At 42.5% G+C, this 21,891-nt stretch carries 18 protein-coding genes; 16 read left to right on the forward strand and 2 right to left on the reverse strand.

The genetic code is table 11. The annotated features are described in order from the left end of the window. The 11 genes from L4C38_RS03355 (at position 1) to L4C38_RS03405 (ending at position 14,122) form a co-directional block, all read left to right on the forward strand. Positions 1–1,056: an efflux RND transporter periplasmic adaptor subunit gene (locus L4C38_RS03355; protein ID WP_428796117.1), complete on the forward strand. Its 1,056-nt coding sequence runs from the start codon at positions 1–3 to the stop codon at positions 1,054–1,056. After that, positions 1,053–4,112, forward strand: a complete 3,060-nt coding sequence (locus L4C38_RS03360; protein ID WP_428796118.1) for an efflux RND transporter permease subunit — start codon at positions 1,053–1,055, stop codon at positions 4,110–4,112. The genes L4C38_RS03355 and L4C38_RS03360 overlap by 4 nt, the downstream gene beginning before the upstream one ends. Before the next feature lie 572 nt (positions 4,113–4,684). Next, positions 4,685–5,425, forward strand: a complete 741-nt coding sequence (locus L4C38_RS03365; RefSeq protein WP_428796119.1) for an SDR family oxidoreductase — start codon at positions 4,685–4,687, stop codon at positions 5,423–5,425. A 10-nt stretch (positions 5,426–5,435) separates the two neighbouring features. Then, positions 5,436–6,650: an acetyl-CoA C-acetyltransferase gene (locus L4C38_RS03370; protein WP_428796120.1), complete on the forward strand. Its 1,215-nt coding sequence runs from the start codon at positions 5,436–5,438 to the stop codon at positions 6,648–6,650. 24 nt (positions 6,651–6,674) lie between these two features. Further along, positions 6,675–7,022: a phasin family protein gene (locus L4C38_RS03375; protein WP_428796121.1), complete on the forward strand. Its 348-nt coding sequence runs from the start codon at positions 6,675–6,677 to the stop codon at positions 7,020–7,022. Between the two features lie 60 nt (positions 7,023–7,082). Continuing rightward, on the forward strand, positions 7,083–8,891 hold the full coding sequence (phaC, locus tag L4C38_RS03380) for a class I poly(R)-hydroxyalkanoic acid synthase (RefSeq protein WP_428796122.1): 1,809 nt from the start codon (positions 7,083–7,085) through the stop codon (positions 8,889–8,891). 384 nt (positions 8,892–9,275) lie between these two features. Further along, the gene (locus L4C38_RS03385; protein WP_428796123.1) at positions 9,276–9,734 is read left to right on the forward strand and encodes a lipocalin family protein; all 459 of its coding nucleotides are present in this window, start codon (positions 9,276–9,278) and stop codon (positions 9,732–9,734) included. A gap of 208 nt (positions 9,735–9,942) precedes the next feature. Beyond that, the gene (locus L4C38_RS03390; RefSeq protein WP_428796124.1) at positions 9,943–10,995 is read left to right on the forward strand and encodes a S41 family peptidase; all 1,053 of its coding nucleotides are present in this window, start codon (positions 9,943–9,945) and stop codon (positions 10,993–10,995) included. Positions 10,996–11,622: 627 nt separating this feature from the next. After that, on the forward strand, positions 11,623–12,717 hold the full coding sequence (locus L4C38_RS03395; protein WP_428796125.1) for a PfkB family carbohydrate kinase: 1,095 nt from the start codon (positions 11,623–11,625) through the stop codon (positions 12,715–12,717). Continuing rightward, complete coding sequence (locus L4C38_RS03400; protein ID WP_428796126.1) at positions 12,711–13,625, forward strand: pseudouridine-5'-phosphate glycosidase; 915 nt, start codon at positions 12,711–12,713, stop codon at positions 13,623–13,625. Before L4C38_RS03395 ends, L4C38_RS03400 begins: the two co-directional genes overlap by 7 nt. Positions 13,626–13,771: 146 nt before the next feature. Further along, positions 13,772–14,122, forward strand: a complete 351-nt coding sequence (locus tag L4C38_RS03405; RefSeq protein WP_428796127.1) for a YajD family HNH nuclease — start codon at positions 13,772–13,774, stop codon at positions 14,120–14,122. Positions 14,123–14,233: 111 nt separating this feature from the next. Here the strand turns inward: L4C38_RS03405 and L4C38_RS03410 are convergent, their stop codons facing one another. Both L4C38_RS03410 and L4C38_RS03415 read right to left on the reverse strand, forming a co-directional pair. Beyond that, positions 14,234–15,937: an FAD-dependent oxidoreductase gene (locus L4C38_RS03410; RefSeq protein ID WP_428796128.1), complete on the reverse strand. Its 1,704-nt coding sequence runs from the start codon at positions 15,935–15,937 to the stop codon at positions 14,234–14,236. Positions 15,938–15,949: 12 nt separating this feature from the next. Continuing rightward, positions 15,950–16,135 (reverse strand): YgaP family membrane protein, encoded by a 186-nt coding sequence (locus L4C38_RS03415; protein WP_428796129.1) that lies wholly within the window; start codon positions 16,133–16,135, stop codon positions 15,950–15,952. A 165-nt stretch (positions 16,136–16,300) separates the two neighbouring features. Here L4C38_RS03415 and L4C38_RS03420 point away from each other — a divergent pair, with 165 nt between their 5' ends. Genes L4C38_RS03420 through L4C38_RS03440 form a run of 5 tightly spaced genes read left to right on the forward strand, consistent with a single transcriptional unit; the run spans position 16,301 to position 21,888 of the window. Next, entirely contained in the window at positions 16,301–16,609 is a 309-nt protein-coding gene (locus tag L4C38_RS03420) for a metalloregulator ArsR/SmtB family transcription factor (protein ID WP_428796130.1), read from the forward strand. A gap of 11 nt (positions 16,610–16,620) precedes the next feature. Further along, positions 16,621–17,043, forward strand: coding sequence for a YeeE/YedE family protein (locus L4C38_RS03425; RefSeq protein ID WP_428796131.1), 423 nt, complete (start codon positions 16,621–16,623; stop codon positions 17,041–17,043). A gap of 11 nt (positions 17,044–17,054) precedes the next feature. Further along, positions 17,055–17,516, forward strand: coding sequence for a DUF6691 family protein (locus L4C38_RS03430; protein WP_428796132.1), 462 nt, complete (start codon positions 17,055–17,057; stop codon positions 17,514–17,516). A 20-nt stretch (positions 17,517–17,536) separates the two neighbouring features. After that, positions 17,537–20,842 (forward strand): efflux RND transporter permease subunit, encoded by a 3,306-nt coding sequence (locus L4C38_RS03435; protein ID WP_428796133.1) that lies wholly within the window; start codon positions 17,537–17,539, stop codon positions 20,840–20,842. Next, the gene (locus tag L4C38_RS03440; protein ID WP_428796134.1) at positions 20,842–21,888 is read left to right on the forward strand and encodes an efflux RND transporter periplasmic adaptor subunit; all 1,047 of its coding nucleotides are present in this window, start codon (positions 20,842–20,844) and stop codon (positions 21,886–21,888) included. Before L4C38_RS03435 ends, L4C38_RS03440 begins: the two co-directional genes overlap by 1 nt. Positions 21,889–21,891 lie beyond the last annotated feature (3 nt).

Here is a 21,891-nt window from a genome sequence, read left to right on the forward strand (position 1 = left end):
ATGAACGCATTGAAAGCGTCTTGGTTGTTATTAGTTGCTGCAGGGCTACTTGGTTGTGAAGTAGAAACTGAACATAGAAATAAGCCACCATTAGTAGTAGACCTTTTGCACGTCACCGCACCAATATCATCTCAATACCGTGTATTTAATGGTGTTGTTGAGCCTGCTGATCTTACTCCGTTGTCTTTTCGGGTTGAAGGAGAGATTAGCCGCGTGCTGATAAAAGAAGGTGATCGCGTTAAGCAAGGCGATGAGCTAATTTTGGTTAACGACGATAAGCTGAAACAAAACTTGGCCAATGCTCAAGCTCGTTATGATCTTGCCGAAAGACAGTTTGAAAGAGGGCGAGATCTGCATAAGCGTGAAATGATTTCTAAGGCAGAGTTGGATGAGTTGTCAGCCACGTTCAAGCTCACCAAAGCACAGCGAAATATGGCTTATTCATTAGTTAATTACACGCGGCTTAAAGCGCCGTTTGATGGTGTTATTTCCTCTATAAATAAGAAAAATCACGAAAATATCTCGCCCGGCGAGGTGGTTTTAACGCTTTATCGTGAAGACCAACTGCACGTAAAGATCAACGTGTCGGATTCAATTTTGGCGATGATGGACCCGACAGGGCATAACCGAAATTATCAGCCACAAGTAGAGTTTCCGGCAAACGGAAAATCATTTGCGATGCGCTATTTAGAACATACCAGTGAGTTACATCCTCAAAGGAAGTCCTATGAGTTTTGGTTGTATCGAGACCAAGTAAACCCAGCGCTATTACCAGGAACCAGTGCAACGGTTTATGTCGATATGGTTGCGGCTGGTATGGACACTAAGCGAGGCTATTTAATTCCATTGACGGCGATTGACACTGGTGAAACGAGTGGTGACTTCTACGTCTGGAAACTCGAAAACAATCTAGCTCATCGTTATCCAATTTCAGTCGGTCAAATTACTAGCTCTGGTGTCGTTGTCACAGCGGGCGTTGAGCAAGGTGACATAGTGATTAATTCTAATCTGCGCAAATTGAGACCAAGTATGCAAATAGAAGGAGCTGAGCTATGAATATTGCTGAGTATTCAATTAAAAACAAGGTTATAAGCTGGCTTTTCCTCGTCATTCTTGCGGTCGGGGGCGTCACGTCATTTGCAGAACTTGGTCGTTTAGAAGATCCCGCTTTTACCATCAAAGAAGCGATGATTATTTCAACGTATCCGGGGGCGAATTCGCAAGAGGTAGAAGAAGAACTGACTTATCCCTTAGAGCAAGAGATTCGAAAACTACCGTATATTGACAAAATTACATCGACTTCTTCCAATGGTATGTCACAAATCATGGTGACCATGGAAATGATTTATGGTCCCGATGAGTTGCCGCAAATTTGGGACGAGATGCGTCGCAAGATAAATGATCTTCAACCAAACTTACCTAGTGGTGTGAACTCTATTCAAATCATGGATGATTTTGGCGACGTTTACGGCATCATGCTGATGTTGACCGGAGATGGCTATGATTCCATCGAGTTGAAACGCTACGCAGATTATTTACGCCGAGATTTAGAGTTGGTTGATGGTGTGGGAAAAATTGCTATCACTGGTGATCAGCAAGAGCAGCTATTTGTGGAAGTGTCTTTAGAGCAACTCGCTGCGTTCAACCTTGATCTCTCGACAGTGGTTGGTTTGCTAAATCAACAAAACAGTGTGCACCCTTCTGGTGAAGTAACTCTCAATGGCGAGAGTGTCGTTATTCGCCCAAGTGGCACCATGAGTAGCGAACAAGAACTGCAAGACTTAATCATTCATGGGCGTGATACTGGAAATCTGATTCGATTAAAAGATGTCGCAACGATCACTCGCGGTATACAAGATAAGCCAACTAACATAGTCAACTACAATGGTGAGCCAGCGATTAACCTCGCGGTCTCTTTCGCTTCAGGTGTTAACGTTGTTGACGTAGGTAAAGCGATAGACATTAAGCTACAAGAACTGGAGTCGATCAAGCCAGCAGGTCTCAATATTGATTACTTTTACAATCAATCGGTGGAAGTTGATAACTCAGTGTCTGACTTTGTTATTAGCTTAGCGCAAGCTGTTGCTATCGTAATCATAGTGCTGCTTTTCACTATGGGCGTGCGAAGCGGTCTCATTATTGGAATGGTGCTATTGCTGACGGTATTTGGCACGTTTATTTTAATGGAGCAATTTCAGATCGAACTTCACAGAATATCACTGGGTGCGCTAATCATAGCGCTCGGTATGCTGGTCGATAATGCCATCGTGGTGGTAGAGGGCATTTTGGTCGGGATGAAGAAAGGCCTGACAAAATTAGACGCTGCAAAAGAGATAGTTCAACAAACTCAATGGCCGCTTCTTGGTGCCACTATTATTGCAATTACCGCTTTTGCACCGATAGGTTTATCTGATGATGCTACCGGCGAGTTTATGGGGTCGCTGTTCTGGGTTCTGTGTTTTTCACTGTTCTTAAGTTGGGTCACCGCAATCACGTTAACACCGTTTCTTGCTGATTTGTTGTTTAAAGACAAAGTAACGGATGAAAACAGTACGCCAGGCGACCCATACAAAGGTGTGTTGTTTACTGTTTTCGGAAGCATTCTAACTTGCGCGTTACGTTTTCGTTGGCTAACAGTGGCTTTGATGTTGGTATTGTTAGCCGGCGCTATTGCGGGATTTGGTATGGTTAAACAATCATTTTTTCCACCGTCAAATACTCCTATGTTTTATGTTGATATGTGGATGCCTGAAGGGACGGACATCCGTCAAACTCTTGAACAAGTTAAGAATGTAGAAAGTTACATTCGCACTAACGATGATGTTGAATTTGTCACTAGTTCAACAGGGCAGGGTTTACAGCGTTTTGTATTGACTTATCAACCAGAGAAAAGCTACGAGGCTTATGCGCAACTACAGGTTAGGGCTACTGATCGTGAATCAATGTTTGGCATCTTGCATAAATTAGATACAGAGCTACCGCGTGTGTTTAATAAGCCAACATTCCAATTTAAGTTAATGGAATTTGGACCGTCTCCGGCATCAAAAATTGAAGCGAGAATTACTGGTGCAGACCCGCAAGTTCTGCGCGAGATAGCGGTCAATGTGGAAGATATTCTATTAGCAGATTCAGGGGCTAGAAATGTACGCCATGATTGGCGTGAGCGAACTAAGGTTGTTGTACCATTGTTCAATGAGTCGAAAGCGCGTCGTTTAGGTATATCAAAACAGGAGCTCTCTGAAACTTTGCAAATGGCTTTTGGTGGTACGCCAATTGGTATTTTGCGTGATGGGACTCATATGTTACCTATTGTTATTCGCTTACCCGAACAAGAGCGAGTCGATTTTGAATCTGTTTCCAATGCAAAACTTTGGAGCCCGACAAGACAGATTTACGTACCGCTAGAGCAGGTTATAGATGGAGTTGATTTACAGTGGCAAGAGCCGCTAATCCAGCGTCGCGACAGAAAGCGAACTTTAACCGTACTGGCTGATCACGATGTACTCGGAGATGAAACAGCAGATGCGTTGTTTAAACGGATTAGACCTCAAGTAGACATGTTGACTTTGCCACAAGGGTATAGCATCAGTTGGGGGGGAGAATATGAGTCATCAAAAGAAGCACAAGATGCGCTGTTTGGTTCGCTGCCGATGGGCTATTTGCTGATGTTTATCATCACCATGCTTCTGTTTAATTCACTACGTAAACCGTTAGTTATTTGGTTGACTGTGCCGCTTTCGATTATTGGTGTTTCTATTGGACTTTTGTCTACAAATATACCATTCAGCTTTACAGCGTTCCTCGGTCTACTAAGCTTAAGTGGAATGATTTTGAAAAATGGCATTGTGTTACTTGATCAAATTAATATTGAACTTAGATCGGGTAAAGACAAATACTTAGCGGTGTACGACAGTGCCATATCAAGGGTGAGACCAGTAAGTATGGCGGCAGTAACCACCATTCTTGGTATGTTGCCCCTTGTATTCGATGCTTTTTTTGGCTCTATGGCAATAACTATTATGGCGGGCCTTGGCTTTGCTACAATATTAACACTCGTCGTTGTACCAGTGCTATTTGCCATATTCTATCGAATCAAACCATCCACTGCCTAAAGGATTAACAAGATTCGTTCTAGCCAACCCAATGCTTAGCATTGGGTTTTTTTATGTCGTTATTTTCGCTAGTACTAGAGATTTGATAAATATAATTGCAGTTAGGTTGGAATGATATTTCGTATAAATTATTTTATTGCCATTAAATATAACGTTAATCCTCTATTATTGAGTATTTAGTAACTTTAGTGCTTTGTAAGCTATTGCATTTATTAATAATGACTAGTTGAACAAGTAATCACTGAAAAATCCTGTTTAAAATAAAAATACTTTATTTTCATGGGCTTATCTTTCTGGTCGTAACAGTTCTATATTTTAAATCCCTTATAATACAATAAGTTAAACGTGGTTAACAGAGGTGCAACATTTCACCTTAATGGGATCTTGCGCAACTTTACATACATTTATTTAAAAAAAATTTGAAGTGTAACAATAGTCTATTAGTTTTAAATATAACGAAGTTGATAAGTATATATCGACACCAAGTTTTATTAATAGATTACGTAATAGATGTTGTTGTGCGGAATTTATGAACGGATTGTTTTAACTTGCTGTTTGACATGGAGTCTCACATGAAAAAGATCGCTTTGATCACTGGATCAAAAGGCGGGATTGGATCAGCTATCACCTCGCAATTGGTGGAAGATGGCTACCGCGTAATTGCCACTTATTTCACAGGGAAGATTGAGTGCGCGCAAAAATGGTTTGATGAAAATAACTTTGCACCTGAGCAGGTTCGGCTGTTCGAATTGGATGTTACTGATACAGAACAGTGTGCAGAGCGTCTTGCAAAATTATTGGAAGATGAAGGAACTGTTGATGTTGTGATTAACAATGCCGGGATAACCAAAGACGGTGTGTTCAAAAAAATGACCGCACAATCGTGGAAAGATGTCATCGATACGAACTTGAATAGCGTATTCAACGTAACCCAACCATTGTTCGCGACTATGTGTGAGAAAGGCGGAGGTCGTGTAGTTAACATTTCATCAGTCAACGGAATTAAGGGACAGTTTGGTCAAACTAACTACAGTGCGGCGAAAGCCGGGATGATTGGTTTTACTAAAGCATTGGCGGCTGAAGGTGCGCGTAGCGGTGTAACGGTAAACGCTGTTGCCCCTGGTTATACGATGACACCAATGGTTGAAATGATGAAACCAGAGACGTTGGAATATATTACAGATCAAATCCCAATGCGTCGATTGGCAGGCACTGAAGAGATTGCAAAGGCGGTGAGCTTTTTGGTTAGTGATGCTGGGGCTTACATAACAGGGGAAACGTTGTCTGTTAATGGCGGCTTACACATGCAATAAGGAGTTGATTGTGGAAAAAATATACATAGTTTCAGCTAAACGAACTCCAATTGGTGCATTTGGAGGCTCATTAAAAAGCATCAATGCTGGTGATTTAGCGGCGGTCGCAATCAAGGCAGTACTGGCTGAAGGCAACGTGCCTGCAAGTTTGGTCGATGAAGTGATTGTAGGCAATGTGATAGGTGCTGGTCAGGGTATGAGTGTAGGTCGCCAAGCCGCGATATACGCCGGGATTCCGGCAACTACTCCCGCTTACTCTCTCAACATGGTTTGTGGTAGTGGTATGAAAACCGTGATGGATGCTGTCAGTCATATCCGATCTGGTGATGGGGACATTATTGTCGCGGCAGGTGTTGAAGTGATGTCGCAAATACCATTTATTTTACCTAGTCAGGTGCGTGACGGTCAAAAAATGGGAAATATGACGCTTACAGATCTGCTAATTGGTGATGGACTAACCGATGTTTTCAACCAATACCATATGGGTGTTACGGCAGAAAACGTGGTTAACGAAGTTGGTATTACACGAGAGCAGCAAGACCTCTATGCACTTGAAAGCCAAAAAAAGGCGGTTGCTGCGATTGAAGCTGGCAAGTTTAAAGATGAAATTGTACCTGTTGAAGTTAAAAAACGTCGTGAAATTATATCGTTCGATACCGATGAATATCCTAAACAGAATGCAACATTAGAAGGGCTTGAAAAATTGCGCCCAGCCTTTAACAAAGAAGGCAGTGTAACCGCTGGCAATGCTTCAGGTATCAATGATGGTGCAAGTGCCATTATTCTGGCCAGCGAATCTGCAATTCAAAAACACAATTTACGCCCAATAGCGGAAGTCGTCAGTTATGCCCAAGCAGGCATTGACCCCAAAATTATGGGTTTAGGCCCAGTGCCGGCAGTAGCAAAAGCGCTCTCTAAAGCAGAGTTGGAAGCAAAAGATATCGATGTCTACGAACTCAATGAAGCTTTTGCAGGACAAGCGTTGGGTGTCATACACCAACTAGCCGAAGAACACGATCTTCCAATAACTACAATTTTGGATAAAGCCAATAAAAACGGTGGGGCTATTGCACTAGGACATCCTTTAGGCGCATCAGGTAATCGGATTCTGGTTACTCTTATTCATGAACTCAATCGAAGTAACGGCCAATACGGCGTTGCCTCTCTTTGTGTTGGCGGGGGGATGGGAACCGCAGTCATCGTTAAATCTATCGAATGGAATTAAATTTAAATAACTAGGAGCTACAATATGTACACTGATTTTTTCAAGAACTTTAATGACCAAACAGCAAAACAACTAGAGCCGTACATCAAATTTAACAAGCTTGTGACGAAAAATGTTGAAGTGATGACTGAGCTTCAGTTGAACGCAGTGCGCACATACAGCGAAATGGGTTTAACACAGATGAAAGCAGCGACAGAAATTCAAGATGCAACGTCTTTCGCTGTGTTTAATAGTCAGCAGCTCAATGTTCTGTCTAAGCTTTCTCAACAAATGACGGACGATAGCAATAAACTACAAAGTATTGCTAGTGAGTTTAAAGATGACGTTGAGAAACTCACATCGGAAAATCTTAAGACAGTGAATCCCGCATAGCCACTGACTAAGCTTGCCGCCTTATTTAAGGCGGCTTTTTTCCGATCAAAGGAGTTTATTATGTTTCAGCACTTCTTTTCGGATTACCTTGTTGAGCTCCAGAAAACCAATCAAAGATGGTGGGAGGATCTTGAAAACAACAGGGCATCCGTAAATACCCCGTTAAATAAGGCGATGCAGGACTTAAATTTAGAAGACACTGCACTGCTATTCGAAAAAGCGGCAAATCAGCCAACTGCGTTGATGGAAGTTCAAGCGCAGTGGTGGCAACAACAATTGGATATATGGCAGAACGTTGTACTCGCTGGTAATACCGAGTGTATTGTTGAAAGCGAAAAAGGTGACAAGCGCTTCACTGATGAAAGTTGGCGCAATGAGTTGGTTTTCAATTTTATTAAACAATCGTACTTACTGTTTGGTAAAACCTACCTTGAAACCATCAATAATATTGAAGGATTGGATGACAAAACCAAAGAGCGCTTAATCTTTTTTTCACGCCAATCAATCAATGCACTTTCACCAAGTAATTTCATTGCGACTAACCCCGAGTTATTAAAGCTGACAATAGAGAAAAATGGTGAAAACTTATTGGCTGGGTTTGATCAGTTAAAGAGTGATTTAGACGCGAGTTCAGACATTCTCAAAGTTCGTATGACTAACAACAATGCGTTTCGTGTTGGTGAAGATATTGCTAACACCCAAGGTGATGTCGTTTTCAAGAACGAATTATTTGAACTGATCCAGTATCGACCGCTCACTGAAAAAGTAAATGCAACGCCTCTATTGATTGTTCCACCTTTCGTAAATAAATACTATATCTTGGATTTGCGAGAGAAGAACTCAATGGTTCGTTGGTTGCTTAATCAAGGTCATAGTGTGTTTATGATCTCTTGGCGTAACCCTGGTGAAAAACAACGAAACGTAGAATTTGGTGATTACGTTACCGAAGGGGTAGTAAAGGCAGTATCCGCAATTGAAGACATTACAGGACAGCCGCAAATTAACGCTGCTGGGTATTGTATTGGCGGTACGGTTTTAGCGTCAACGATCGCATACTATGCGGCGAAACGAATGAAGAAACGCATTAAAAGTGCGAGCTTTTTCACGACGTTACTCGATTTTTCTCAACCGGGAGAAGTCGGGGCTTACATCAATGAGCCAATAATTAACGCAATTGAAATCCAAAATAACGCTAAGGGTTATATGGATGGTCGATCTTTGAGTGTGACATTTAGTTTGTTAAGAGAAAACAGCCTCTATTGGAATTACTATGTCGATAATTACTTGAAGGGGCAAAGTCCTGTCGATTTTGATTTGCTGTACTGGAACAGTGATAGCACTAATGTGACCGCGCCAACGCACAACTTTATGTTACGAGACCTCTACCTTGAGAATAAGCTTGTACAAGATAAAGGCGTAAAGATTGGTGGTGTCTGGATTGATTTGGACAAAATCAAAATCCCAAGTTATTTCATCTCGACTAAGGATGATCACATTGCTCTTTGGCAAGGTACGTATCGTGGTGCACTGAAAGTCGGTGGTAACAAAACTTTTGTTCTTGGCGAATCGGGTCATATTGCCGGTATCATCAATCATCCTGACAAGAAGAAGTATGGTTTCTGGGTGAATGAAAGCTTAGAAGACAGTGCCGATGAATGGATGGATACAGCAAACTATAATGAGGGGTCTTGGTGGGGGCATTGGGAGCAATGGTTGCAAGATTTTAATCCCGACGAGCAAGTAGAACCGTTCCCGCAAGGAAATGAAAATTATCCGGTTCTGTGTAAGGCGCCTGGTCAATATGTTAAGCAAGTACTGCCAGTTGCGGAAATTTTTGAAGAAGAATCAGTGTTGAGCGAAACGCCGTAGACCATAAGGTTTTATAAAACACTAGAGGAACTTAGGTTCCTCTTTTTTTTTAAATAAACAAAGATATTCGATTTGGGAAAAATACCGCAGTGACAATCAGAATAGAACTGGAGTGTACACAATGATAAGTGGATCTCAAATTTGTTTGAACTTAGCTAATTTTAATCAGTAAGAGAACAGGTCTCTGTTTAAAGTGGCTCAAATTGGTAATCTGCCAATTAGAAGATCTTTTCAGATTCCTTAGTGGAGTAATTTGGTGGCGGTTTGAACATAAATTTTGCGAGTTTGTTGAGCACAGTGATTCAGTTTTGTAATTTTAGGGGAAGTGCTACGAGATTGGTCATCGCTTTTTCTAGTTCATGGATGTTGAGTGGTTGTTTGGGAATGCCGGAGACGGTGAGGCCTGTTGATGATTTTGAGCTCAATCGATACTTGGGGAAATGGTATGAAATTGCACGGCTTAACAATTCGTTTGAAGAAGGGCTTGAACAAGTATCCGCAGAGTACCTTGAGCTCGAGAAAACTGGTATAGCAGTCATAAATCGTGGTTATGACCCAATAAATCGAGAGTGGAAGCAAGCGGATGGCGACGCATTCTTTGTCACTCATGATGATGTCGGTTATCTGCAAGTATCTTTTTTTGGTCCGTTTTATAGTTCTTATGTGGTGTTTGGCTTAGATAAACATAATTATCAATATGCGTTTGTTTCAGGACCTAGTTTGGACTATTTATGGTTATTATCAAGAACCCCAACGGTGTCAGATGAATTACGAGATGAATTTATCTCCGAGGCTAAAGCTAGAGGATTTAATACTGACGAGTTGATTTTCGTAGAGCATTGATGATGTTTATTGATTTGATATGTCAGTGATTTTCAACGATGTCGATCGAACGCAGACATATACTGAAATACATTTGCAATGAAAATGTAAAATTTTGTCAATCAAGCCACAGTGTTCGATTATACCTTCGGTGAACGTGTTACAATTTTTCGATACGTGAAATAAGTTCAATTTGTAGCATCAATGAATACTATCATCCGGGGAGATAATGTTTAAAGCCAACGTGTTTTTGTTGTTTGTTCTATTTTTTGCCCAAGCCAATGTTGTTCAGGCAAAGCATTCATCATGTGATCATGCCTTAAGCTTACTTGTTGAAAAAGTGGAGGAAAATTATGCTGGTTACCCGGACAAAAATCGGGACAGAATAGAATTAGTTAAAAAGCAAATTGATGAACGTATTAATAATAATCCCGATAATGAGTGTTTACTTTATTTATCACAATGGCTTGAATCGTTTTCAGACCCGCAATTAAAAGTGACTCATCTCGTTGCTAAAACACAAGATTCATATACAGAGATCGAAGAAAGCGATCAGTCTGTCACACTCGAATTATTATCCAAGGACATTGCATTAATCACTTTGCCGTCATTTAGGCAAGAATTGACGAGCGATATAGCTGATCTTAGAGATAAGTATTATTCAATGCTTATGTCTGTGCAGGGGTTGATCATTGATCTTAGGGGAAATGATGAAGGTAGTTTAATGGCAATGCACCCTGTGATTGAACTGATAGGCGCCTACGACTATCATTCGAGGTGGCATGTGCTCTCCTCTCCACCGAACACCCTATTTTACCGTCAGCAACTTGCTGAAGATAGGCTCAATCGAAATCCTGAGCTATTCAAAATTTTTAGTGAACTTGTGGTAAACATGAATACCTTTCCCAATACTTGGCTAGAGTACTCATGGCCTCCTGTTAGCCACGACAAGATGTTAACCAATTTAGAGATGGTGTATATCATTCAAAATGGAGAGGTCGCGTTTAGTGGAGAAGAGTTCATTATTGCCGCAAAAACCAACGATAAAGTAACAACATTTGGTTCAACGACAAAAGGTGAGTTGGATTATGCTCAGCCTATTACGCATCAAATACTTGGTAAGTACGGCGTCCATATTCCATCGCAGAAAAGAGTTTGGTACCAACTAGGTCCAATCGATAATGTCGGGATTGCTCCCGATGTAGCTTTAGATATATCGGACGACAGTTTTGTTGATTATCTCCACCAAAAGATGGTCGAGCAATTTAACTCTGCGAAGTAAACCTACCTTGTTGAGACAAATGGATCAGCACATCCCCTTCAATTCCTCAGGTGTGCAATGTTTCGCTGATGAATAGTGGTCGTTTTGCTGAACTAAGCATCTTGAGGTTACTTGGGTATAGTTAGTCTACTATTAACAGTACGATGAATAGTTAATTGGTGAGGCGCATGAATTATTTCTATCTAACTTTCAGTTGGTTTTTTGGTTTGGCGTTTTGGGTTTGGGGGGTTAGTGGCTTACGTTTTGATTTGGTTGCATCGCTTGCCTGTATTGTAATATCAGCGCTACTTCTCCCGCCGATTCGAAATTATACTTATAAGTATACCAATAGAGAGTTGACGGTAGGTACACGAAGTATTGCGATATTTTTCTTATTAACGATTAGCGTGTTGTTAACACCACAATAGATATCGTCAGTTGGCTTCCTCCATAACGATTGCTGTGCATTCCCATCATCTTGCAGCTTCAGACATTCTTCTTTCAGTAACTTATTGATCTACCTCCAACCTTTACTCTTTGTGGATTATATCACAGAACTGAGTACTTACGTTTGTAATGAGCAAACTAATGTTTATAGTGCAAACATTAGTTTGTTTGTAGATAGGTATTCCTTTGGTTGAGATCACTATGACAGAGCGGGAAAATGAAATTCTGGCACTGATAAAACGCGATCCTATGATTGCGCAGCAAACATTAGCCGATCAATTGGGCTTAAGCCGTAGTGCAGTGGCTGGTCATATTATGAACTTGACTCGCAAAGGCTTTATCCAAGGCAAGGGCTACGTTATTAGCCCTGAGCGATATGCTGTTGTTATTGGTGGTGCCAACATGGATTTGTGTGGCCGTTCGAACAATGAATTGGTGCTTGGTGATTCTAACCCAGGCATTTTAACTAGTAGTGCTGGTGGCGTTGGACGCAATATCGCAGATAACCTAGGTCGTCTTGGTAGCCAAGTTCAATTTATTGGTGCAATCGGTGATGACAAGTGGGGCGAGCAGCTTAAGCAAGCGTGTCATATAGCAAACGTAGGCGTTGACCATTGCGTAGTAGTTAATGGCGCTACGACCAGTAGCTATTTATCTATTCATGGACCAGACGGTGAAATGCAAATTGCATTAAACGACATGGGGCTAATCGAAGAACTGAATGCGGAAACATTGGCTTCCCGAGATACTATGTTAAGCCGAGCTGGGGCAATTGTTCTTGACGCAAACTTGTGTGATAGCGCGTTAGATTATCTATTTAGCGTGCACAGTGATAAGCCCATTTTGGTAGATCCAGTATCTTCAGTGAAAGCAAGTAAGCTGATCCCATATCTAAGCAGAATTCATACGCTTAAACCGAACAAGCTAGAAGCTGAACTTCTATCGGGAATTAAGATTGAATCGTTAGATCAACTTCCTAGTGTGGCTGATGCGTTACACAAAAAAGGCGTCAATCGTTTATTGATTAGCCTTGGTCATTTAGGCGCATTTTCTAGCACAGAATCAGAGCAAAGATTTATTCCACCTTCTGCTACTCAGGTCAATAACGTGACGGGAGCAGGGGATGCATTAATGGCTGGTTTAGCTCATGGCTATATGAGTGACTGGTCATGGCAACAGAGTGTTGACTTCGCCTTAGCGGCGGCTTGTTTAGCATTAAAAGCCGACAAAACAATTAATTCAACTATGTCCGAACATGCAGTACAAAGATTATTAGAGGAAGCTTCAAGATGTTAGAAAAATACCTAGATATTCAACCAGAAGTTGCTCAAGCGCTTGCTAATAACCAACCAGTGGTTGCTTTAGAATCCACCATTATTTCTCATGGTATGCCTTACCCACGTAACGTTGAAACTGCGTTGTTAGTAGAGCAAACTATTCGTGAACAAGGTGCAGTACCAGCAACAATTGCTATCATTGGCGGTCGCTTAAAGGTTGGTCTAGATGAAGATCAAGTTCGTCATCTTGGTCAAGCAGGCGCTGCGGTAACTAAAGTTAGCCGTCGTGATATTCCATTCATCGTAGCGAGCAAGAAAGACGGTGCAACGACGGTAGCAGCAACGATGATCCTAGCCGAGATGGCTGGCATCAAAGTGTTTGCAACTGGTGGTATTGGTGGTGTACACCGTGGTGCGCAAGAGACTTTTGATATCTCTGCTGATCTACAAGAACTTGCTAATACAGATGTTGCTGTAGTGTGTGCTGGTGCGAAATCGATTTTGGACCTTGGATTGACTCGTGAATACCTTGAAACACAAGGTGTTCCTGTGATTGGTTACCAAACAAATAGCCTACCAGCATTCTATACACGTGAAAGTGAGTTCGCAATTGATTACCGCCTAGACAGCGCGGAAGACATTGCACTTGCTCTAAAAGCTAAGTGGGCAATGGCACTAAAAGGTGGCGTTGTAGTAGCAAACCCGATTCCAGTTGAGTATGCGATGTCTCCAGAGTTGATCACTAGCGCAATTGAAACGGCGCTAACAGAGGCAGAAGAGCAGGGTATTGCTGGAAAAGAATCGACGCCTTTCTTGCTTGCTCGCGTATGTGAACTTACGGGTGGCAACAGCTTAGATGCAAACATTGAGTTGGTATTGAATAACGCACGTCTAGGTGCTGATATTGCGAAGCACTACTGCGCATAATTGATAGCTTAAAATGTTAAAACCGAGGTGTTAGTGCCTCGGTTTTTTTTGCTTCGAGTAAACATAAATCTAGTGTTAAATAGCCCCAATCACGGTTTAGTGTGTGATAATATTGCGGCACTATTACAAACATAGAGGCAATAACAATGTCTTCAGACTTATACGGTTCAAGTGCAGCATATCGACGTAATGAAAGTGGCTATCGCGAAAAAGCACTCAAATTGTACCCTTGGGTATGCGGTAGTTGTGCGCGTGAATTTGTTTACTCTAATCTGCGTGAATTGACGGTTCACCACAAAGATCATGATCATACAAACAACCCAGAAGATGGCAGCAACTGGGAGCTATTGTGCCTTTATTGTCATGATCATGAGCACAGTAAATACCTTGAGCATGATCGTTATGGCTCGGAAGTAAAACCTGGTCAAGATGAGCATCAATCTGCAACACATAACCCATTTGCAGATCTTGCGGCATTGATGAAAAAGCCAAAATAGCTAACCTTTTGAAACGGCGTCCCACTTAATACGTTAGTTTCACTTGATCATGATGTACTCATAACCGACGTAAACAAAAAGGGGCTTTGTGCCCCTTCAATTACTCACTATTTATGCTTTGGAAAATTTGTAAGTGCGTAGTCCACCGATCAAATTCCGTGCTTTGAAGCCATTATTGACCAGTTGGCGGTATGCCACGTTGCCACGTAAACCAACTTGGCAATAAATAATGATCTCTTTGTCTCTAGGAAGTTCATTGATTCTTTGACGAAGTTGGTCAACGGGAATATTGATATCACCTTCAAGGTGATTGCCGTTTTCACGCTCTCCCGGATTACGAACATCAAGCAGTAATTGATCACTAGTCAGCTGTTCAATTTCATCAAAATGAATCGGCGTAGCGTCACCTTTGATTATGTTGTTGGCAACAAAGGCTGCTTGGTTTATTACATCTTTAGCACTGCCATATGGTGGAGCATAAGTCAGTTCTAAGTGCTGTAACTGTTCGACCGTCATTCCTGCACGTTGTGCTACTGCCATCACATCAATGCGTTTATCTACTCCATCTTTGCCGACCGCTTGTGCGCCGAGTATCTTGCCAGTTTGTGGTTCAAACAACATTTTAAATGAGACTATTTCAGCACCTGGGTAATAGCTTGCATGGCTAGCGGTGTGAACATAGACTTTTTCATACACAATGCCATCGCGCTTGAGTTGTTTTTCATTTTTACCAGTAGAAGCAACAGCAAGATCGAAGATTTTACAGATCGCTGTACCCTGCGTTCCTTGATATCGCTCCTGACGGCCCAGCATGTTGTCTGCTGCCATGCGGCCTTGACGGTTAGCGGGACCAGCAAGCGGTACTAACGTTTGCGCACCAGTAATAAAGTCTTGTTCTTCAATTGCATCACCAACGGCATAAATCGATGGATCACTAGTTTGCATCATCTCATTTGTATAGATGCCACCTAAAGTTCCAATTTGTAGCCCTGCTTGTTGTGCCAATTGAGTTTCAGGGCGAACACCGATTGCCATAATTAGGATATCGGTATTGAGTTGTTCTCCACTGCTTAGGGTTAGCGTTAAATGACCATTTAGATGTTGATGCTCGGTACTTTCCCCCGAGTCTGGGTTGGCAACGCTAGTTTCTTCAATATATTCAACACTGCTTAAAGCTGTTCCTAGACGCAAGTCAATACCGTGATTACGGATCTCTTCGTGAGCAAAGCCAGCCATCTCTTTATCAACAGGGGTCATGACTTGATCAGACAGTTCAAGCAGTGTGGTCTCAATTCCAAGCTGGTGGAACGCTTCCATCATCTCTAAACCAATGAAGCCGCCGCCAACCACTGTCGCGTGTTCAACGTTGTTCATTTTGATGGTTTGAATGATCTTATCCATGTCTGGAATATTGCGAAGCGAGTGTGTAAGCGGGTTATCAACGCCGGGGATTGGGGGCACAACAGGTCCTGCTCCCGGGCTTAATAGTAAGAAGTCATAGCTCTCTTGATATTCACTGCCATCCAGTAGGTTTTTTACACAAACAGTTTTATCGTTTCGATTGATGGCAACCACTTCGTTCATGACACGAACATTAACATTAAAACGCGCCAAGAAGCTCTCGGGTGTTTGTAGCAACAATTTGCTGCGTTGCTCTATATCACCACCAATGTGATAGGGCAAACCGCAGTTAGCGAACGAAACAAAAGGACCTCGTTCGAACATGATAATTTGTGCGTCTTCGCTTAAACGGCGAGCGCGAGCCGCTGCGGATGCGCCACCCGCTACACCACCAATGATTACGATCTTTGTCATTTAGAACTCCAGTTATTGAAAGCCAAATTTTTTAAGAAACCAAGCCGCAGGGCAGATACCAGTTAATGCACTTTGGATCAAATTAACACCAATAAATACCGTTAACCAAATGAAACCACTATGAACTGTGGCTGTTAGCAAAACAGAAAGCAAAATCATGCTACCTGCAAAGACTCTAATCGCATTTTCTAAACTCATTGCCGTTCTCCTTACGCTGTATTCCATGTGTTGTTGGTTACTATAACGATTAAAATTAGAGTTGTCTAATGTACTATAGTCTAAATTTGAATTACCTATATTAGCGTTGACTAATTTAAAGGTGTCAGTATTATGTATTACAGATGCTAAGAGTGAGAGAACAATATGGCTGAGCAAATGAATATGGCTGATATGCAGAAGAATGCGATTGATGCCGCTGAACTACTTAAGGTACTAGCTCATCCAGAGCGTTTAATGGTGGTGTGTCAACTTACTCAAGGTGAACTGGGAGCTGGGGTATTGCAAGCCTGTTCAACTTTGAGTCAGTCAGCATTTTCTCAACATTTAACCGTATTGAGAAAACACAACATCATTCAAGCGCGTAAAGAGTCACAGCAGGTATTTTATTCGTTAGCTGACCCAAGAGTAGAGACGTTGATACAAGCGTTACACAGTGTGTTTTGTAAAGCTTAGAGGAGAGTGAAATGTTACAAATGTTCCCATGGGAGTCACTGTTTGGTGGATTATTGCTGGGTGTATCGGCAACAATGCTACTGCTATTTAACGGTAAAATCGCAGGCATTAGCGGTATCGTTAGTGGGCTATTTTCTACACCTAAAAAAGGCGATTACTCATGGCGAGTGCTGTTTTTTACAGGAATGGTGCTCGGGGGATTTTTAACAGTACATCTACTCGGTCTTGATATTCCTGAGATTAAAGGAGCATCTATGTGGGGAATTGTCGCGGCAGGTCTATTGGTTGGTATAGGGACTCGTCTTGGCAACGGCTGTACTAGCGGCCATGGTATATGCGGTATTGGTCGTCTATCAAAGCGATCAATAGTGGCTACATGTGTATTTATGTTTGTGGCTGGCTTGACCGTTTTCGTACGTTTACATCTGTTATAAACGAGGTCGTTGTGAATAAGAGAATTGTAAGAGGTGTGGCTCTAATTAGTGGCGTGCTTTTTGGTTGTGGAATGGCGGTATCAGGATTGATAGAGCCGAGCAAGGTTATTGGGTTTCTTGATATAGCTGGAAACTGGGATCCTTCGTTAGCATTTGTGATGGGTGGCGCACTAATTGTTTTTATGCCGAGCTATTTTCTATTGATAAAGTCGAGAAAACAACCAGTTAGTGGTGGTGAAATCTGTATACCGACGAACAGTAAAATTGATAGACGTTTGATTTCGGGAGCCTCGTTATTTGGGCTTGGCTGGGGAATCGCAGGAGTGTGCCCTGGTCCGTCAGTTGCAAGTTTAGCGCTAGGCAATATTGGTATGGTGTTATTTTTTGCGGCGATGGTAGTGGGGTCTTTACTCACTAAATTGTTTTTGAATCGTCATCAAATTAACCAATCTAGCGAGCTGAAAGTGAGTTGAAGTAAATCATAGGAGGATTTATGGAAGCAAAGCCAGATAATAAGGGACTTCTTGAAGTTGTTATGGATGGCTTCTTCCCTCCTATATTGATTGTTTTAATGCTTGCTGTTGGTGCGGCTTCACTCTGGTTAACGCCAAAAGAAGAAGATCCTCAAATCGTGGTACCAATGGCTGATGTATTAGTTTTTGCGCCCGGTTTAAGTGCCGAGCAGGTAGAGAACCAAGTCACTGAGCCACTAGAAAAACTGCTTAGTCAGATTGATGGGGTAGAATACGTCTACTCCGCATCGATGGAAGGGAGTGCGCAAGTTATTGTTCGCTTCTATGTCGGTGAAGCTAGAGAGCAAGCTCTGGTTAAACTGTATAACAAACTCTATTCCAACCAAGATAAAATACCAGCCTCGGTTTCCAACTGGTTAGTTAAGCCTGTCGAGATAGATGACGTACCGATTGTCGTTGCCGCCTTGTACACCACTGACAGTGATACCTTAGACCGATATCAATTGCGAAGAATCGTAGAGCAAGCGACATTGGGCATAAAATCTCTCCCTAATACCAATCGCGTTAAGGTTTTTGGTGGTGAAGATCGGACCATTTCAATAGCGTTCGACCCTATTGCGATGAGCAACTATCGCGTCACAATGGATGATCTAGAACGTGCTATTCAAGTGAGCAATAGCAAATCTCAATCTGGGACGATTGTAATTGGTAGTACCCATTACCAACTAGAGTCAGGCAGGCTATTTGATTCCGCACAAGATATACGAAATCTAGTCGTTGCCGTTATTGATGGTAAACCGGTATTTTTACAAGATGTCGCAAGCGTTACCGATGGTGCAGCGGAAGCCCGAAATGACACTTGGTTTCGTGACGGGGTAACGGGTAAAGAACACCCCGCAGTGTTTATTTCTGTCGCTAAGCAAAAAGGCTCTAATGCTGTCGATGTAGCGCAATCAGTGGTTGAACAACTTCAACTATTATCTCAGACACAATTCCCAAGCCAAGTTGAAGTCAGCATCATCCGTAATTATGGTCAAACAGCGGATGATAAAGTCTCAAATCTTGTTTCCAGTTTAGGTATCTCTATCGCAACCGTTGTGGTATTTGTCGGGCTATTCCTCAATTGGCGCAGTGCTTTGGTGGTCGCAATTGCGATACCTATTAGTTATGGCGCAGCACTGGGGATGGACTTGCTATTTGGCTATTCAATAAACCGGGTGACGTTGTTTGCGCTGATCTTAGCATTGGGTTTGATTGTCGATGACCCAATAGCCAGCATTGATAATATTGAGCGATTTTTGAAGCGCAAGGATTTAAGTCGTGGCAAAGCGATAGTGTATGCGATGGCTGAAATACGCAGTGCGTTATTGATGTCGACAGTGGCGATCGTGATTGTATTCACACCGATGTTTTTCATCACTGGCATGATGGGCCCGTATATGGCTCCGCTTGCCTTTAATGTGCCGATCAGCGTGATATTTAGTACCTTGGTGGCGTTCTTTATTACCCCTTGGCTTGCTAAAAAACTGCTTAAATCTGCCGATTCACAAGGATATTACGACGTTACCTCAACCTTGTTGTATCGGATCTATTCAAAATTGCTGATGCCGCTTTTAACCAATCGTAAAAAAGCGTGGTTGTTCTTGGCTATAGTCGCTTTGTTGTTCGTAATTGCCGCATTGCTCCCGGCATGGCGACATGTCCCACTAAAACTTTTGCCATACGACAATAAAAACGAGTTTCAATTGATAGTGAATATGCCGGAGTCCTCAAGCTTCGTCGATACATCCAATGCTCTAAGAGTGTTTGCAGATTATCTGGTGAATGTTCCCGAAGTAGTGTCGGTTTCTGGCTTTTCTGGTATCGCATCACCAATGGACTTTAATGGCATGGTGAGACATTACTTCATGAGAAATGAGGGACATCATGGGGAGCTTCGCATTGTACTAGCGACGAAAAATCAAAGAAGTATGCAATCTCATGAAATCGTTTCGCGGCTACGAAGTGATTTAGAGCGTATTGCGCAAACTTACTCTGCAAATATACAAATTGTTGAGGTTCCGCCGGGACCACCTGTTATTGCAACAATCACCGCAGAAGTCTACGGCAACGAGACAAGCAGTTATCAGGAATTGTCCGCACAAGCAGAACGAGTAGCAGATCGTCTTCGCCAAGAAGCGATGGTCACTGAGGTTGATACTAGCACTCAAGGTGACTACCAGACGTGGCAGTTTATTGTTGACCAACAAAAAGCAGCACTATCTGGCGTATCAATCCAGCAAATTAATCAAACGATTGCAGCTGCGAATATGGGTAAAACTTTGGGCTATTTGGGGCTGTCGCGCGAGGTGACCCCAGTTCCAATTGAGATACGTTTACCACGAAAAGATCGCGATAGTCTTAACTCGTTATTACAGTTGACTGTACGCGGGCAAAGTGGGGTGGTTAAGCTTGAATACCTAGGAGCGTTGGTCGATGCTCCGCAGCCGATGGTGCAGTTATCAGAGCTAGGGGAATTTGTTCGTCGTCCGGTAGATAAACCTATATTCCATAAAAACCTCAGACCAGTTGTCTACGTATATGCTGAAGCGGTTGGACGTGTCCCTGGTGAAATCATTGCTGATGTACTTGCTGATGAAGGGGAAGTGGGTAGCGAAACAACAACCGATTGGCAGGGTAGGACGTACTTAAATAATGGTGCGGGCATAGGCTGGAAAGTTGATCCAGGCTATGAAGTGGTGTGGAGCGGTGAAGGAGAGTGGAAGATAACCGTCGACGTATTTCGTGATCTTGGTATAGCCTATGGCGCAGCATTATTAGGCGTCTTCGTTGTGATGCTATTGCAAACGGGTTTACCGACTGTTTCTGCCATCATCATGTTAGCCATCCCCTTAACAGTGATCGGTATTATGCCGGGCTTTTGGTTACTTAATTCATTTAGTAGCGAGATTAATGGTTATCCTAATCCAGCGCTGTTTACCGCCACTGCGATGATTGGGATGATCGCACTAGCGGGTATCGTGGTACGTAACTCATTAGTCTTGATAGAGTTTATACAACAGTCTTTGCGCCGTGGAGAGCCGTTACACTCGGCATTGTTGCAATCTGGGGCAGTGCGTATGCGACCAATACTTCTTACCGCAGGTACGACGATGCTAGGGAACATTGTTATTACTTTAGACCCGATTTTTAATGGTCTTGCATGGGCGATTATCTTCGGTATTTCCGCGTCAACAGTGTTCACACTAATGGTGATTCCGGTGGTGTATAACCTCGCCTATCAAAACCAACAAGGGCATGGTCTACCAATTAAGGAGGATGAGTAATGAAAGGTAATAAATGGCTTATTGGCGCACTCTTATTTACATTACTCGCACTGTTGTTTCTTTATATGGCAGGGATATTTACCTCAAAGCTTCCAACTGAGCTTCAGAGAAGCCTGAACAGTGTCACAAAGCTAGAGACTGCCACCTTAGAAGCGGTTGAATTACCCGCGATGAGAGAGTTTGCAGGCAGGGTTGTCGCCAACCAGCGGGCTTCCATTGGTGCGCGTTTAACAGCAACGGTTGCGGAAGTGTTGGTAGATGTGGGGGATGAAGTTAAGCAAGGTGACGTGTTGCTACGCCTTGAAAGTGACGATCTTGATGCGCGAGTTCAACAAACCGAACAGGCGTTATCATCCGCGCAAGCACGATTAAATACAGCTCGTAAAGAGTATGATCGTATGAAAGAACTGCTAAGCAAAAAATTAATACCAGTTTCGCAGTACGATCAAGCCGATAGTATGTTGAAAACAGCTCGCGCCGATTTCAATCAATTGAAAGCGGCGGTGATCGAAGCCGAAACCACCTTTGGTTTTAGCGTTATTACTGCTCCTTTTGATGGTGTGATAACTCAAAAGCCGATTAATCAAGGTGATATAGCAACACCGGGGATGCTTTTACTAAGTATGTATAACCCAGAATCATTGCTTATTGAGGTGAATGTTTCTGAATCTGTGTTACCTAAATTAGTAATAGACCAGAATTTGGCGGTGACGTTACCTAGCTACGGGATATCGATGTTGACGCAAATTAACGAAATCACGCCTGCTGCTGACTCTGGTTCAAGAAGTTACCTCATTCGTTTAGGGTTTGATACAGACAAAATATTGTATCCCGGCAGTTATGCCAAAGTCTTGGTAGAGACTGATTCATACAGAATACTCAAAGTGCCGATGGAGGCGATTTACCAAGTAGGACAACTTGATTATGTTCGTATTCTCAAAAATGGAGAGATACAGACACGGCTCATTCAAGTGGGCGATGATTACCGCGTACGCAAAGGATTGGTTGAAGGCGATGTTGTTGTTCTAAATCCAAGAGATATTTAATCG

The organism is Vibrio kasasachensis, assembly GCF_050337565.1.
GTDB classification, from domain to species: Bacteria; Pseudomonadota; Gammaproteobacteria; order Enterobacterales; family Vibrionaceae; genus Vibrio; species Vibrio kasasachensis.

What these genes read in the sequence shown, in the direction of transcription:
- L4C38_RS03355 (WP_428796117.1), top strand. Translation starts at nt 1, where the DNA reads ATGAACGCATTGAAAGCGTCTTGGTTGTTATTAGTTGCTGCAGGGCTA.
- L4C38_RS03360 (WP_428796118.1), top strand. Translation starts at nt 1,053, where the DNA reads ATGAATATTGCTGAGTATTCAATTAAAAACAAGGTTATAAGCTGGCTT.
- L4C38_RS03365 (WP_428796119.1), top strand. Translation starts at nt 4,685, where the DNA reads ATGAAAAAGATCGCTTTGATCACTGGATCAAAAGGCGGGATTGGATCA.
- L4C38_RS03375 (WP_428796121.1), top strand. Translation starts at nt 6,675, where the DNA reads ATGTACACTGATTTTTTCAAGAACTTTAATGACCAAACAGCAAAACAA.
- phaC (WP_428796122.1), top strand. Translation starts at nt 7,083, where the DNA reads ATGTTTCAGCACTTCTTTTCGGATTACCTTGTTGAGCTCCAGAAAACC.
- L4C38_RS03385 (WP_428796123.1), top strand. Translation starts at nt 9,276, where the DNA reads ATGCCGGAGACGGTGAGGCCTGTTGATGATTTTGAGCTCAATCGATAC.
- L4C38_RS03390 (WP_428796124.1), top strand. Translation starts at nt 9,943, where the DNA reads ATGTTTAAAGCCAACGTGTTTTTGTTGTTTGTTCTATTTTTTGCCCAA.
- L4C38_RS03395 (WP_428796125.1), top strand. Translation starts at nt 11,623, where the DNA reads ATGACAGAGCGGGAAAATGAAATTCTGGCACTGATAAAACGCGATCCT.
- L4C38_RS03400 (WP_428796126.1), top strand. Translation starts at nt 12,711, where the DNA reads ATGTTAGAAAAATACCTAGATATTCAACCAGAAGTTGCTCAAGCGCTT.
- L4C38_RS03405 (WP_428796127.1), top strand. Translation starts at nt 13,772, where the DNA reads ATGTCTTCAGACTTATACGGTTCAAGTGCAGCATATCGACGTAATGAA.
- L4C38_RS03410 (WP_428796128.1), bottom strand. Translation starts at nt 15,937, where the DNA reads ATGACAAAGATCGTAATCATTGGTGGTGTAGCGGGTGGCGCATCCGCA.
- L4C38_RS03415 (WP_428796129.1), bottom strand. Translation starts at nt 16,135, where the DNA reads ATGAGTTTAGAAAATGCGATTAGAGTCTTTGCAGGTAGCATGATTTTG.
- L4C38_RS03420 (WP_428796130.1), top strand. Translation starts at nt 16,301, where the DNA reads ATGGCTGAGCAAATGAATATGGCTGATATGCAGAAGAATGCGATTGAT.
- L4C38_RS03425 (WP_428796131.1), top strand. Translation starts at nt 16,621, where the DNA reads ATGTTACAAATGTTCCCATGGGAGTCACTGTTTGGTGGATTATTGCTG.
- L4C38_RS03435 (WP_428796133.1), top strand. Translation starts at nt 17,537, where the DNA reads ATGGAAGCAAAGCCAGATAATAAGGGACTTCTTGAAGTTGTTATGGAT.
- L4C38_RS03440 (WP_428796134.1), top strand. Translation starts at nt 20,842, where the DNA reads ATGAAAGGTAATAAATGGCTTATTGGCGCACTCTTATTTACATTACTC.